Consider the following 14,042-nt stretch of genomic DNA (forward strand, 5'->3'; position numbering starts at 1 on the left):
GTGTCTGTCCGGCTACGCACGTCCAGCGTATCCGGGCGTCATCCCACCCCTGGAGGTGCCTTTCCATGACCCTGCTCGACTCCCCTGTCGACGACGCGGTCCCCACCATCACCGACATGTCGGTGTTCGAACAGCACGAATCGGAGGTGCGCAGCTACTGCCGGAACTGGCCGACGGTCTTCGAGCAGGCACGTGGCTCCTGGCTCACCGACGTCCACGGTGACCGCTACCTCGACTTCTTCGCCGGTGCCGGCGCCCTCAACTACGGTCACAACAACCCGGTGCTCAAGCAGGCCCTGCTGGAGTACCTGGTGGACGACGGGATCGTGCACGGCCTCGACATGGCGACCGTGGCCAAGGCCCGGTTCATCGAGACCTTCCGCGACAACGTCCTGCAGCCGCGCGGACTCGACCACAAGATCCAGTTCCCCGGTCCGACCGGTACCAACGCGGTGGAATCGGCCCTCAAACTGGCCCGCAAGGTGACCGGCCGCGAGTCGGTGATCGGATTCACCAACGCCTTCCACGGCATGACGCTGGGATCGCTGTCGGTGACCGGCAACTCGATGAAGCGCGCCGGCGCGGGTATCCCGCTGGTCCACGCCACCCCGATGCCGTTCGACAACTATCTCGGCGGTGTGGTCGAGGACTTCACCTGGTTCGAGCGTGTCCTCGACGATTCCGGCAGCGGACTGAACCTGCCCGCCGCGGTGATCGTCGAGACGGTGCAGGGCGAGGGTGGGGTCAACGTCGCCCGGCCCGAGTGGCTGCGTGGCCTGGCCGACCTGTGCCGCCGGCACGACATGCTGCTGATCGTCGACGACGTGCAGATGGGTTGCGGCCGTACCGGTGAGTTCTTCTCGTTCGAGGAGGCCGGGATCGTCCCCGACATCATCACCCTCTCGAAGTCCATCGGCGGATACGGACTCCCCTTGGCGCTCACCCTGATCCGACCGGATCTCGATGTCTGGACACCGGGTGAACACAACGGCACCTTCCGCGGCAACAATCCGGCGTTCGTCACCGCGACCCGTGCGCTCGAGCACTACTGGGCCGACGACACGTTCTCCCGCGACATCCACATCAAGGGCCGCCAGATCGAAGAAGTGCTCACCGCGCTCGCCGGACGCCATCAGGGGTTGTCGACGCGGGGTCGCGGCATGGTCCGCGGACTCGTCTTCGACGACGCCACACATGCCGGCAAGGTGTGCACGCGGGCGTTCGAGTCCGGGCTGCTCGCCGAGACGTCCGGGCCGTCCGACGAAGTCGTCAAACTGCTTCCACCACTGACCATCTCGACCGAGGACCTCGACCGTGGGCTCGGGATTCTCGTCGACGCCACCGAGGAGGTTCTGGCATGATCGTGCGCACCACCCAGGAGATCACCGGCACCGACCGCGACGTCGCCGACCCCGCGGGCAAGTGGGTGTCCAAACGGATCGTGCTGGCCGGCGACGGTGTGGGATTCTCCTTCCACGAGACCACCATCGAGGCCGGAACGGTCAACGAGTTCCACTACGCCCACCACATCGAATCGGTGTGGCTGGTCGAGGGGCAGGGCACGCTGCTCGACCGGGAGACCGGTGAGAAGTATCCGCTCGGGCCCGGCACCATGTATCTGCTCGACGGACATGAGCGCCACACCGTCACCACCGACACCCGGATGCGGATGCTGTGTGTGTTCAATCCGCCGGTCGTGGGCGACGAGGTTCACGACGAGAACGGCGTCTATCCGCTGGTGACCGCGGTGCCCGAGCCGGGTCGCCACTCCGTCGGTTCCTGACCCGCCGGCCGGATCCGGACCGGCCTATTCTGGACAGGGTGCGTACCCGTCCGCAGGCCGCCTGGATTCCGGCCGAACCGACCCCGGCCGATGATGATGTCGACACCTCGATCGCCCGGTTGCGCGGGCTGCTCGACGGGGCCCGAATCGCGGCGCTCACCGGGGCGGGGATCTCCACCGATTCCGGTATCCCCGACTATCGCAGTCCCGGTGCGCCGATCCGGACCCCGATGACGGTGCAGATGTTCCTGTCGTCACCGGACTTCCGGCGCCACTACTGGGCCCGCAACCATCTGGGATGGCGGCACATGGACGCCGCGCAGCCGAATGCCGGACATCATGCGCTCACCGCGTTGCAGCGACAGGGTCGTCTGAACGGCGTGATCACCCAGAACGTGGACATGCTCCACACCAAGGCGGGTACCCGCGGGGTGATCGACCTGCACGGCTCGTATGGGCGGGTGCGGTGCCTGGGATGCGGGTGGATCGTGTCCCGACACCGCCTCGCCGACATGCTCGAGGCTCGCAATCCCGGGTTCGCCGACCGTGTGACCAGTCGGGGTGCGATCGAGGTGGCACCGGATGCCGACATGGTGCTCCGCGACACCGCCGACTTCATCGTCGCCGAATGCCCGATGTGCGACGGAATCCTGAAGCCCGACATCGTGTACTTCGGCGAGAACGCCCCGAAAGATCTGGTGGAACAGTCGTTCTCGCTCGTCGACGCCAGCGATGCACTGTTGGTGGCCGGGTCGTCGTTGACGGTGATGAGCGGCTTGCGCTTCGCCCGTCACGCGCATCGGACGGGCAAGGTCCTCGTCGTCGTCAACCGCGGCGGTACCCGTGCCGACGACATCGCCGACCTCAAGGTCGATCACTACTGCGGCGTGGTGCTGCCGGCATTGGCCGGCTGAGCCGATCGCCTCGGGCGTGGGTCGACGTGGTCGCCGACATGCTCATCTCACCGGGTTTCGACACGGGTCCTCGCCCTTCCGGCTCGGTCCCGGCTCAACCATCAACACTTGTTGCCACAGTGGGTCTTTGATCAAAGATACGTCCGAGTCGACGCCACCACCCATCGCGAGCACCACCAAACAGCAACTGCCACACGATGGTTGAGCCGGCGAGGAGCGAAGCGACAAGTCGAGTCGAAACCTCCCACGCCCGAACACACAACGTCACCACCCATCGCAAGCACCACCAAACGCCAACCGCCGCACGATGGTTGAGCCGACGAGGAGCGAAGCGACAAGTCGAGTCGAAACCTCCCACGCCCGAGCACACGACGTCACCACACGGGGACGAACCCGGGCGCGGAACGGCTCAGCGCAACCTACACCGTCACCAGATCGTCGGCGTGGACGACGGGGCGCTGCAGGTCCGGCGGCAGATCGGTGGTGGAACGACCGATCATCGTCTCGACCTCGTCGCTGTCATACGAGGCGACGCCGCGGGCGAAGATCCCGCCGGTGGTGTCGACGAGCTCCACCACATCGCCGTTGGAGAACCCGCCGCGCACGGCGAGAATCCCGGCGGCCAGCAGCGACCGACGACGCTTGGACACCGCGGCCACCGCGCCGTCGTCCAGCACCAGCTGCCCGTGGGTGTCGGCGGCATGCCGCACCCAGAAACGCCTGGCCGACAACCGTTCCGGACGTGCGGCGAAGACGGTGCCGGCCGAGGCGGAACTCAATGCGGCCGCGGCGTCGGCGGCCGAGGCCAGCAGGACGGGCACCCCGCCGTCGGCGGCCAGACGCGCGGCGGCGAGCTTGGAGGCCATCCCCCCGGTACCCAGCGCTCCGCCGGAACCGGCGATCACCCCGTCGAGGTCGTCGGGGCCGTTCACCTCGGCGATGAAGCGCGCGGGACGTCCGTCGGGGCCGGGCTTACGGGGGTCACCGTCGTAGAGACCGTCCACATCCGACAGCAACACCAGTGCGTCGGCACTGGTCAGGTGCGCGACGAGGGCGGCCAGCCGGTCGTTGTCACCGAACCGGATCTCGTTGGTCGCCACCGTGTCGTTCTCGTTGACCACCGCGATCGCCCCGAGTGACCGCAACCGGTCGAGGGTGCGCTGGGCATTGGCATGGTGTGAGCGATTCGAGATGTCGTCGGCGGTGAGCAGCACCTGTCCGACGGTGCGCCCGTAGCGGGAGAAGCTGGTCCCCCAGGCATAGGCGAGGGCGAGCTGGCCGACACTCGCCGCGGCCTGCTTGGTCGCGAGATCCTTGGGTCGCTTCTTCAGGCCGAGCGGCGCGATCCCCGCACCGATCGCCCCGGACGAGACGACGACGACATCCGAACCGGCCCGCATCCGCGCCTCGAGGGCGTCGGCGAGCCGGTCGAGCCTGGCCATGTCGAGTCCGGTGCCGACGTCGGTGAGCGCCGACGACCCGATCTTGACCACGATGCTGCGGGCATGCGCGATCTGTTCGCGGACATCGCTCATGCGTCGTCGGCTTCGTCGGGCAGTCCGCGACGTAGGCGACGTGCCTGCTTGCGCTCGGCGGCGCCGACACGATCGGAGCGGTCGAGCCGGATGTCGGTGCCACGTCCGGTGATCGGGACCTCGTCGCCGGTCGGGGTGGTGGGTTCCCAGTCGAAGGTCATGTCACCGATGGTGACCGCGGCGCCCGGCTGCGCACCCAGCTTGGTGAGCGCGTCCTCCACGCCGAGACGGTTCAGGCGATCGGCGAGATAGCCGACGGCCTCGTCGTTGCCGAACTGCGTCTGGGCGATCCAGCGCTCCGGGCGTGCGCCTCGCACGATGAAGCCGCCCTCGATCTCCGGATCCGGGATCACGCTGAACTCGGACTCGTCGACCGCCTTGGGCCGGATGACCGCACGGCGCGCGGCCGGCTTCGGGTGGGCCGCACGGTAATCGGCGACCATCGAGGCCAGACCGTTGGTGAGTTCTTTGAGCCCGGTGTGCGCCACCGCGGAGATCCGGAACACCGGCCAGCCGCGCTCGGCGATGTCGCTCTCCACGAGATCGGCGAGCTCGGCGGCATCGGGGACGTCGATCTTGTTGAGGATCACCACACGCGGACGTTCGGCGAGGTCACCGAGTCCGTGATCGGCGTCGAGTGCGGGCCGGTAGGCGGCCAGCTCGGCCTCCAGCGCGTCGATGTCGGACACCGGGTCACGGCCGGGTTCCAGTGTGGCGCAGTCGACGACGTGTGCGAGTACCGCACAGCGCTCGAGGTGGCGCAGGAAGTCCAGGCCCAGACCGCGGCCGGCGGATGCGCCCGGGATCAGGCCGGGGACGTCGGCGATGGTGAACACGTCACCGGCGGACTGCACCACACCGAGGTTGGGCTGCAACGTGGTGAACGGGTAGTCGGCGATCTTCGGCTTGGCCGACGAGAGCACCGACACCAGAGACGACTTACCGGCGGACGGGAAGCCGACGAGGCCGACGTCGGCCACCGACTTCAGTTCGAGGACGAGGTCGCGCTCCTGGCCCTGTTCGCCGAGCAGCGCGAAACCCGGGGCCTTGCGGGCCTTGGACGCCAGTGAGGCGTTGCCCAGTCCCCCGCGGCCGCCCTGGGCGGCCTCGAAGACGGTGCCCGCGCCGACGAGATCGGCGAGGATGGTGCCGTCGGTGTCGAGGACGACGGTGCCGTCGGGCACGGGCAGGACCAGATCGTCGCCGGTGGCGCCGTCCCGGTTGTCACCCATACCGGGTTTGCCGTTGGTGCCGCGGGCATGCGGACGGAAGTGGAAGTCGAGCAGGGTGTGCACCTGCGGGTCGACGACGAGGCGCACCGATCCCCCGTTGCCGCCGTTGCCGCCGTCGGGGCCGCCGAGCGGCTTGAACTTCTCCCGGTGGACGGAGCTGCAGCCGTGGCCCCCGTTGCCGGCGGCGACGTGGATGGTCACCCGGTCGACGAACCGCGACATGTCGATTTCCTTCCGTTCGCGATCCTCACCGATGACGATCGCAGTTGAATCAAGTAGAGAGTGTCGAACCGAGGAACAGTTCGGGGCAGAACAACAGGGTCGAACCAAAACAACAGGGCGGGCTGGGTGCTTATGCCCCTGCCCGCCCTGTTGTGAGAGCTCTGGTGGTTCCGATGAACCGCTCGGGTCAGGCCTGAGCGGTCTCCGGGACGATGTTCACGGTCTTGCGGCCACGCTTGGTGCCGAACTCGACGGCGCCCGCGGCAAGCGCGAACAGGGTGTCGTCGCCACCGCGACCGACGTTGACGCCCGGGTGGAACTTGGTGCCGCGCTGGCGGACCAGGATCTCACCGGCGCTGACCTGCTGACCGCCGAAGCGCTTCACACCGAGGCGCTGGGCGTTGGAATCGCGACCGTTGCGCGAGCTGGACGCGCCCTTCTTATGTGCCATCTGTCAGTCCTCCTGGGATACAGGTGAGTCGATTTACTTGATACCGGTGACCTTGAGGACCGTCAGCTTCTGACGATGACCCTGGCGCTTGTGGTAGCCGGTCTTGTTCTTGAACTTGTGGATGCGGATCTTCGGGCCCTTCACGTGCTCGACCACCTCGCCGGTGACCGAGATCGCCGCGAGCTTGTCCGCGTCGGTGGTGAGAGTGGAGCCGTCGACGACCAGGGCCACCGGAAGGCTCACGGTGGTGCCGGGCTCGCCGTCGATCTTCTCGACCTTCACAATGTCGCCCTCAGCGACCTTGTACTGCTTACCGCCGGTCTTGACGATCGCGTACGTTGCCATCGAAGCTGTCCTCTTACTCATCATCTCGGGCCGTGATCCGCCCTGGGGGAACCACGGGTGTTGTGGGTGTGTGCATCTGTTGCGGGCCGTGCGAGTCCCCGCGCGCTACGCCGGGATTCGCTCGGTCACTCCAGAGGGCCTGCCGGCGGGATCTCCACTGTGCGAATGTCCTGCAACAGGCACAGCTCGAACCCTCCGCCAGAGGCGACCAATCAAGATTACGGGAGCCCATCGGTTCAGGTCAAACTCACCTCGGGGTCGCGTGTCGGTCACCGTGCCGGTGGCCGGTGGTTACTCCTCCACCGGCGGACCGGCCGGACGTCCGGCGGCCCGTCGCCGCGGTCGGCGGTGCACCGCGACCGTGGTCTCCCCGTTCGACGACGATGTCGTCGGACCGAACGTCGTGAGCGGCTCGGCCGCGACGTCGGGCAGGGTCAGCGTCGACACCTCGGACGTGTGCGTCGGAGATGACGCCGCCCGCCGTGCCGCACGACGCCGCCGTGGCCGTCGCGTCGCGGTCTCCTGCTCCGGAGCCGGGGTGGGCTCCTGGCTCTCGGCTGCCGGGCTCTCGGTCACCTGGACTGCCGGGGTCTCGGTCACCGGGGTCTCGGCCACCGGGGTCTCGGCCACCGGGGTCTCGGCCGAGACGTGCTCGTCGTCAGCAGGTTCGGTCCGGCCGCGCTCCGCCGGGACGGTCGCGGACTGATCCTGCTGCGTCCGGTCCCGCTGGGCTTGATCCCGCTGCGTCCGGTCCCGCTGCGTCCGATCCCGCTGCGTCCGATCCCGCTGCGTCCGATCCCGGCGGCTCCGATCCTGACGGGCCTGATCCTCGTGCGCCTGGTCCTCGTGCGCCTGATCCTCGTGCGCCTGATCCGCGTGCGCTTGATCCGCGTGCGCCACGTCGATGTGCTCGTCGTGGTCGTGCCCGTCGTGGTCGTGTTCCTCGTGCTCCCCATCGGGATGCGAGTGTGCGGCCATCGCGCGGAACATCGGATGCTCACCGCGATGCTGGGTGGCCTTGGGTGCGGGCGCCTGCTCCACCACGGCCGGTTCGCTCTTGCGCTTGCCGCGCCGCGACCGCTTCGATCCCGATCCCTCGCCGCGGGTGTTGTCGTCCGAGCGCACCTCGACGGGGCTCGAGTGCACGATCACGCCACGCCCACCGCACGCGGTGCACGTGGTCGAGAACGCCTCGAGCAACCCGGTACCGAGACGCTTACGGGTCATCTGCACCAGGCCCAGCGACGTCACCTCGGACACCTGATGACGGGTCCGGTCACGGGCCAGCGCCTCAGTGAGGCGGCGCAGCACCAGGTCACGGTTGGACTCCAGGACCATGTCGATGAAGTCGACGATGATCATCCCGCCCAGATCGCGCAGCCGCATCTGCCGCACGATCTCCTCGGCGGCCTCCAGGTTGTTGCGGGTGACCGTCTCCTCGAGGTTGCCGCCCGACCCGGTGAACTTGCCGGTGTTGACGTCGATGACCGTCATCGCCTCGGTGTGTTCGATGATCAGCGTGCCGCCCGACGGCAGCCACACCTTGCGGTCGAGCGCCTTGGCGAGCTGTTCGTCGACGCGGTGCACCACGAACGAGTCCGGGGAGTCGGCGTGGGCACGCTCGAACTTCTCGACCCGCTCCAGCAGGTCGGGTGCCACCGCGCTGACGTAGGTCTCCACCAGGTTCCAGGCGCGGTCACCCTCGATGACCAGCTTGCGGAAGTCCTCGTTGAACAGGTCACGCACCACGCGGACCAGCAGGTCCGGCTCCTCGTAGAGAGCGCGCGGCGAGACCGATCCCTTGGCCTTCTTGGCCTCGGCGACCGACTCCTCGATGCCCTCCCACTTGTTCTCCAGGCGTTCGATGTCGGCGGCCAGGTCGTCGGCGCTGACGCCCTCCGACGCGGTCCGGATGATCACACCGGCGTTGTCCGGGACGAGCTTGGACAGGATCTGCTTGAGACGCTTGCGTTCCACATCGGGCAGCTTGCGGCTGATCCCCGTGGACGAGCCGCCCGGGACGTACACCAGGTAGCGGCCGGCCAGGGAGATCTGCGTGGTCAGCCGGGCGCCTTTGTGGCCGACCGGATCCTTGGACACCTGCACCACGACGTTGTCGCCGGGCGAGAGTGCCTGCTCGATCTTGCGCGATCCGCCGTCGAGTCCGGCGGCATCCCAGTTGACCTCACCGGCATAGAGCACGCCGTTGCGGCCACGGCCGATGTCGACGAATGCGGCCTCCATACCCGGCAGCACGTTCTGGACGCGGCCCAGGTAGATGTTGCCGACCATCGACGACGACGTCTCGGTGGTCACGAAATGCTCCACCAGCACGCCGTCCTCGAGGACTGCGACCTGCGTGTAGTCCTCGATCGGGGTGTGATCGGTGTGGTCGCCGTGGTTCAGGGCGACGTTGGCGCTGCGCTCGCGCACCACCATCACGCGTTCGACGGCCTCGCGGCGCGCGAGGAACTCCGACTCGCTCAGGATCGGCGGGCGGCGCCGTCCGGCATCGCGGCCGTCCCGGCGACGCTGACGCTTGGCCTCGAGCCGGGTCGACCCGGAGATGCCCTGCACCTCGTCGCGGACCCGCTTGCTGCGCGGTTCACGCTCGTGGACGACGGTGTTCGGCGGGTCGTCGGGCGAGACCTCGTCGGGCTCGTCGCCACCCTTGCGACGGCGACGGCGGCGCCGGCGCTTCGAGGTGGGGACGGAGGCGTCGTCGTCATCGGAGCCGGACTCGTCGTCCGATCCGTCCTCGTCGGAGTCGTCTGCGGTGTTGTCCTCGGTGGTGTGCTCCCCGTGCTGGGAACCGCGCCGCCTCCGGCCGCGGCCGCTGCCCGAGTCGCCGTCCTTGGCGTCGGTGCCCGCGGAGTCGGAATCCTTCGACTCGGCGTCTTTCGAATCGTCGCCGGCGGCATCCGAGCCCGTCGACTCGAGGGACTCGGATTCGGCCTGCGACTCCGAGTCGGTCTCGTCGTCGGAGTCGTCGCGCTCGCTCTGATCACCACGCCCACGGCCACGGCCACGGCGGCCACGCCGACGGCGACGACGCCCGGACTCGCCGTGCTGATCGTCGTCGGCGGTCTCACCGGCCACCGACGCCGAGTCGGCCTCCGGCTCGGTCTCGGTGACCTGCTCACTGCTGTCGGTCTCTGCGGCGGGTGCCTCGGGGGCGGGCTCGACGGTCGCCTTGCGGGGGCGTGCGGGCGGCTCGGTCAGCTGCGGCTGCAGGAACAGCGGTCCGGCCACGACCTCGCCGACCGGCGACACCGGCTCGTGGCTGACGGTCTCGACTGCCGAGAACAGCACGGAGTCGATCTTCGGCCGGGCCGGTGCGGCCTCGGCGGATGCGGTGTCGGCTGCCTCGACCGGGGTCTCGGTGACCGGAGGCTCGGTGACCGGGGTCTCGGCCTCTGCGGCGATCGACTCTGCGGGGGCGTCGGCCTCGGGGGCCGCATCTGCAGGCGTCTCGTCTACCGGGGTCTGGTCTGCAGGGACATCTTCTGCGGCAGGCTCCTGTGCAGAAGCCGTGACCGGTGCCTCGGCGACCACGGTCTCGGGGGCGGGCGCCTGATCGGTGACGACCTCCTCGACCACGGTCTCCGCGACGACGATCTCCTCGACCGTGTCCGGGACGGGCTCGGCCGGGACGGCGGCAGCGCCGACGCTGTCCGCAACGGCCTCGGTGGCCGGTTCAGGTGCGGCCGGTGCCGGCACCTCGGGCTCGCCCGCGGCTGCGGGAGCCGCGTCAGCGTTCTCGCTCGCCTCGGCGTTCTCGTCGATCTCTGGTTGCGGCTCGCGGACCAGTTTGGCGACGGCGTTGGCCTGCGCACGCTCGACGCTCGACTGTGGGCTCCGCAGGTGCCATCCGAGTTCGGCCAGGTGGGCGATCACCTGTCGGCTGGTCAGCCCGAGGGCTCGGGCCAGTGCGTGCACACGAAGCTTGTTGGGGAATTCTTCTTCCACCGGATCCGACGCTGCGTTCGCGTCAGCCGGTGACCCGTTGTCGGTCACTCGTTCTCCTCGAACCCCCGGGCGCGTCATCACGACGCGGCCACGCGAGGGCCTGTCCTGTGTCCCGGCGTCTGCCGGTGTTGTGTGGTCTCCGCGCCCGTCGGCTCCGATCGGGGCCGGTGGGCGCTCTTGCGGGGTCGATGCGTATCCGGACCGTTCTCCACGCCATCGTCGGCCGGCTGTGGCCGGTCAATCGGTCACCAAACGGTGGCCGACCTCGATGGGGAGGACGGGTGGGCGGGCACTGATCGTTGCGTGCTGGTCCGTCCCGGTTCCGAACGTCATCGGTGTCGTCTCGGACAAAGTGTGTCCGCGATAACCCCACAAGTATCCCACACTGCGGGTCGACGCCCGCACACTACGTGCACAGCGCGCGTCGACCCGCGTGTCAGGACAGGGTCAGGAGGCGAGTTCGGGGAACCAGATCGCGATCTCACGCTCGGCGGATTCAGGCGAATCCGAGCCGTGGACCAGGTTGTTCTGGGTGCTCAGGGCGTAGTCGCCGCGGATGGTGCCGGGCACGGCCTTCTCCACGGGATCGGTGCCACCGGCGATCTGACGCCACGCCGCGACGGCGCGGGGACCCTCGACGACGGCCGCGACCAGCGGTGCCGAGGTGATGAACTCCAGGAGTGCGGGGAAGAAGGGCTTGCCCTCGTGCTCGGCGTAGTGCCGGCGGGCCAGCTCGTCGTCGACCGTCTTCAGTTCGAGCGCGACCAGGGTCAGTCCTTTGCGCTCGATGCGGGCGATGATGTCGCCGACCAGGGAACGGGCGACGCCGTCGGGCTTGATCAGTACCAGTGTCCGTTCAGTCACGCACACACTGTAGCGGCGTGGCCGGACCACCACCGTGCCCGACCTGGCCGGGCCGGTCGCACGCTCACGAACAGTACGGCCCCGACACGGCGTAGAACCCGTAGTCGAACAGATTGCCCGGTGCCGTGTTCGGGTTGACGATCAGCTGCAGACACCCTCCGGGGTCGACGAGCGCACCGCGCAAGGCGAGGTCGAATTGCTGCGCGAAACCCAGGTTGGCCAGGCGATATGCGGACGGGACCGGCAGGGCCGCGATCGCATCGGCGGCCTTCATGCGGGAGAGCTGCTCGGTGAATCCGTGCGTGGCCTGGTAGCCGTACGATCCCGCGGGCACCGGCATCGGCGAACTCGCGGTGGGGTACAGCGGCTCTTCTGCCTCCGGTACCGGTGACACCGATCCCGGCGCCGGGGTTCGTTGTTCCGAGGTCTCCGGGGTGGTCTCGGGCGCGGCCTGGGCCCCGGTGGCGGTGACGATCATCGCGACCACCGCGACCACTGCGGCCAGCAGTGCCGGAACTCCCCGTCTCCAGTGGGAACGAACCCTGCGCGATACGGCGGTATGGGTACGGGGACGGGCGATGATCACGCAACTCCTCGGGTCGACGGATGCCGCACTCGGCGAACTTTCGCCCGAGTATCACAGCCCCACAGGACCCCGATGACCACGAGAAGGTCACGATTCGGTCGCGATTGCGCCCTCACTTCCGGTGACGGCTCCCCACCGCCGGTGTCCTGTGCGGTCAGCCCCCGGTTCGCTCAGGCCTCGGGATCCGGTCCGTCGCCGATCGGACGCTGTCCGGCGAGACGGCCCTCCCGCATCCGACGGGCCACGTCGGCCCGGATGTAGCGGATGTAGAGCCACACGAACAGGAAGATCAGCCCGATCACCGCGATCGACCAGTGGAACAGGCCACCGATGATCACCAGGAACTGCAGGCCGATGTCCATCTCGAGCGCGCGGGCCCGGCCCTGCATCCCGCAGGCCAGGATCAGCAGCACGGTGATGACCGCGAGGTAGGTCCCCGACACCCAGGTCAGTCCCCCGCCGAGCTGGGCGACCACCGGGAAGGTCAGGATCATCACGATCACCTCGAGGACCAGCGTGCCGGCCATCACGCCACGCAGCCCCTTCCACGGATCGGTGGCCGGCGCGGTGAAGCCGGGATGCTCGCTCATGACGGTTCCTTACCGAACAGGGTGCGGCCGGCACCGGCGGTCACCACCGAGCCGGTGATGATCACCCCCGCGCCGGAAACGGGTTCACCGTCGGATTCCTCGGCCAGTCCGATCGCCGTGGCGACCGCATCGGGCAGGAAGGGATCGACGACGACGCGGTCCTCGCCGAACACCTCACGGGCGGTCTCGGCAAGAGCCTCGGCGTCACGGGCCCGGGGCGATCCGTTGTTGGTGATCACCACCTCGTCGAGGATCGGCTCGAGGGCCGCGAGCACGCCCTCGGCATCCTTGTCGCCGAGCATGCCGATCACCCCGACGAGCCGACGGAAGTCGAACTCGTCGGTCAGCGCCCGGGCCAGCGCCTGTGCGCCGTGCGGATTGTGGGCGGCGTCGACGAACACCGTCGGCGCGCTGCGGACACGTTCGAGCCGGCCGGGACTGGACACGGAGGCAAAGCCCGCGCGTACGGCGTCGACGTCGAGCTGACGGTCCGGGCCGGCACCGAAGAAGGCCTCCACCGCGGCGAGCGCGAGGGCGGCGTTGGCCGCCTGGTGGGCGCCGTGCAGCGGCAGGAAGATCTCCTCGTACACACCGCCGAGACCCTGGATGCGCAGCAGCTGACCGCCGACCGCGGTGGCCGATGCGAGCACCGCGAACTCGGAGTCCTGCCGGGCCACCACCGTGCCCTTCTCCACGCTCTCGCGCAGCAGCACGTCCATCACCTCGGGCGCCTGCGGTGCGATCACCGTCACCGGGTCGATCTGCACCAGATCGTTCTTGCCGCGCTTGATGATCCCGGCCTTCTCCCCCGCGATCGCCGCGAGGGTGTCACCGAGGTAGTCGGCATGATCCATCGCGATCGGGGTGATCACCGCGACCGCGGCGTCGACGACGTTGGTGGCATCCCACCGGCCGCCCATCCCGGTCTCGACCACCGCGACGTCGATCGGCGCCTCGGCGAAGCACGCATAGGCGATCGCGGTGAGCACCTCGAACTTGCTCATCCGCGGGCCGTCGGCGGCGGTCGACGAGTCGTCGACCATCGTGATGTACGGCTCGAGGTCGCGGTAGGTGTCGATGTAGGTGCGGGCCGGGATCGGCCGTCCGTCGATGGCGATCCGCTCGGTCACCCGCTGCAGGTGCGGGCTGGTGATCCGGCCGGTCCGCCGGTGCAGCGCGACCAGCAGCGCGTCGATCATCCGGGTCACCGACGTCTTGCCGTTGGTGCCGGCGACGTGGATCGCCGGGTACGCATGCTGCGGCGATCCGAGCAGATCCATCAGCGTGGAGATCCGGGTCAGCGACGGCTCGATCTTGGTCTCGGGCCACCGGGTGTCCAGGTCGGCCTCGACCTCGGCGAGTTCGGCCAGGTCGGCGTCGCTGTCGGCGACGATCACCGGGGCGTCGTCGTCGCCCGGATATCCGGCATCGCCGCGCACCTCGCCCGCGTCGTCGGCCAGCAGGGAGCCCAGCGCCATCGGATCGGGTTCGATGTCCCCGGCATCCTCCCAGCCGGCGAAGTCGGCGGCGGTGAAGATGGGTTCCTCGTCG

General features: G+C 68.8%; 12 protein-coding genes. 3 read left to right on the plus strand and 9 right to left on the minus strand.

Features of this window, described 5'->3' with window-relative positions; genetic code table 11:
- The first annotated feature begins 65 nt into the window (after nt 1-65).
- The 3 genes from ectB to GD1_RS01195 are packed head-to-tail and all read left to right on the plus strand — an operon-like array spanning nt 66 to nt 2,697.
- Entirely contained in the window at nt 66-1,361 is a 1,296-nt protein-coding gene (gene ectB / locus GD1_RS01185) for a diaminobutyrate--2-oxoglutarate transaminase (protein WP_020791010.1), read from the plus strand.
- Entirely contained in the window at nt 1,358-1,783 is a 426-nt protein-coding gene (locus GD1_RS01190; RefSeq protein WP_059035126.1) for an ectoine synthase, read from the plus strand. The genes ectB and GD1_RS01190 overlap by 4 nt, the downstream gene beginning before the upstream one ends.
- 38 nt (nt 1,784-1,821) lie before the next feature.
- Nucleotides 1,822-2,697, plus strand: coding sequence for a Sir2 family NAD-dependent protein deacetylase (locus tag GD1_RS01195; RefSeq protein ID WP_059035128.1), 876 nt, complete (start codon nt 1,822-1,824; stop codon nt 2,695-2,697).
- 419 nt (nt 2,698-3,116) lie between these two features.
- Here GD1_RS01195 and proB read toward each other — a convergent pair whose 3' ends face one another.
- The 9 genes from proB to folC form a co-directional block, all read right to left on the minus strand.
- Nucleotides 3,117-4,232 carry a glutamate 5-kinase gene (proB, locus tag GD1_RS01200; protein ID WP_053778761.1) on the minus strand — a complete coding sequence of 372 codons (1,116 nt, stop codon included), beginning with the start codon at nt 4,230-4,232 and terminating at the stop codon, nt 3,117-3,119.
- Nucleotides 4,229-5,686 carry a GTPase ObgE gene (obgE, locus tag GD1_RS01205; protein WP_053778762.1) on the minus strand — a complete coding sequence of 486 codons (1,458 nt, stop codon included), beginning with the start codon at nt 5,684-5,686 and terminating at the stop codon, nt 4,229-4,231. The genes proB and obgE overlap by 4 nt, the downstream gene beginning before the upstream one ends.
- Nucleotides 5,687-5,873: 187 nt before the next feature.
- Complete coding sequence (rpmA, locus tag GD1_RS01210) at nt 5,874-6,137, minus strand: 50S ribosomal protein L27 (protein WP_020791075.1); 264 nt, start codon at nt 6,135-6,137, stop codon at nt 5,874-5,876.
- Nucleotides 6,138-6,170: 33 nt separating this feature from the next.
- Nucleotides 6,171-6,482, minus strand: coding sequence for a 50S ribosomal protein L21 (gene rplU, locus GD1_RS01215; RefSeq protein WP_020791077.1), 312 nt, complete (start codon nt 6,480-6,482; stop codon nt 6,171-6,173).
- Between the two features lie 291 nt (nt 6,483-6,773).
- The gene (locus GD1_RS01220) at nt 6,774-10,499 is read right to left on the minus strand and encodes a translation initiation factor IF-2 N-terminal domain-containing protein (RefSeq protein WP_059035131.1); all 3,726 of its coding nucleotides are present in this window, start codon (nt 10,497-10,499) and stop codon (nt 6,774-6,776) included.
- Between the two features lie 399 nt (nt 10,500-10,898).
- Nucleotides 10,899-11,315 (minus strand): nucleoside-diphosphate kinase, encoded by a 417-nt coding sequence (gene ndk / locus GD1_RS01225; RefSeq protein ID WP_053778776.1) that lies wholly within the window; start codon nt 11,313-11,315, stop codon nt 10,899-10,901.
- A gap of 64 nt (nt 11,316-11,379) precedes the next feature.
- Nucleotides 11,380-11,901: a hypothetical protein gene (locus tag GD1_RS01230; protein ID WP_020790932.1), complete on the minus strand. Its 522-nt coding sequence runs from the start codon at nt 11,899-11,901 to the stop codon at nt 11,380-11,382.
- Between the two features lie 170 nt (nt 11,902-12,071).
- Nucleotides 12,072-12,491, minus strand: coding sequence for a DUF4233 domain-containing protein (locus GD1_RS01235; protein WP_020790933.1), 420 nt, complete (start codon nt 12,489-12,491; stop codon nt 12,072-12,074).
- Entirely contained in the window at nt 12,488-13,969 is a 1,482-nt protein-coding gene (gene folC, locus GD1_RS01240; RefSeq protein ID WP_082366137.1) for a bifunctional tetrahydrofolate synthase/dihydrofolate synthase, read from the minus strand. The genes GD1_RS01235 and folC overlap by 4 nt, the downstream gene beginning before the upstream one ends.
- Nucleotides 13,970-14,042 lie beyond the last annotated feature (73 nt).

It is taken from the genome of Gordonia desulfuricans NBRC 100010 (assembly GCF_001485495.1).
GTDB classification, from domain to species: domain Bacteria; phylum Actinomycetota; class Actinomycetes; order Mycobacteriales; family Mycobacteriaceae; genus Gordonia; species Gordonia desulfuricans.

Bases quoted from the DNA above. Each gene is read 5' to 3' on its own strand.
- ectB (WP_020791010.1), top strand. From the start codon at position 66: ATGACCCTGCTCGACTCCCCTGTCGACGACGCGGTCCCCACCATCACC.
- GD1_RS01190 (WP_059035126.1), top strand. From the start codon at position 1,358: ATGATCGTGCGCACCACCCAGGAGATCACCGGCACCGACCGCGACGTC.
- proB (WP_053778761.1), bottom strand. From the start codon at position 4,232: ATGAGCGATGTCCGCGAACAGATCGCGCATGCCCGCAGCATCGTGGTC.
- obgE (WP_053778762.1), bottom strand. From the start codon at position 5,686: ATGTCGCGGTTCGTCGACCGGGTGACCATCCACGTCGCCGCCGGCAAC.
- rpmA (WP_020791075.1), bottom strand. From the start codon at position 6,137: ATGGCACATAAGAAGGGCGCGTCCAGCTCGCGCAACGGTCGCGATTCC.
- rplU (WP_020791077.1), bottom strand. From the start codon at position 6,482: ATGGCAACGTACGCGATCGTCAAGACCGGCGGTAAGCAGTACAAGGTC.
- GD1_RS01235 (WP_020790933.1), bottom strand. From the start codon at position 12,491: ATGAGCGAGCATCCCGGCTTCACCGCGCCGGCCACCGATCCGTGGAAG.
- folC (WP_082366137.1), bottom strand. From the start codon at position 13,969: ATGGCGCTGGGCTCCCTGCTGGCCGACGACGCGGGCGAGGTGCGCGGC.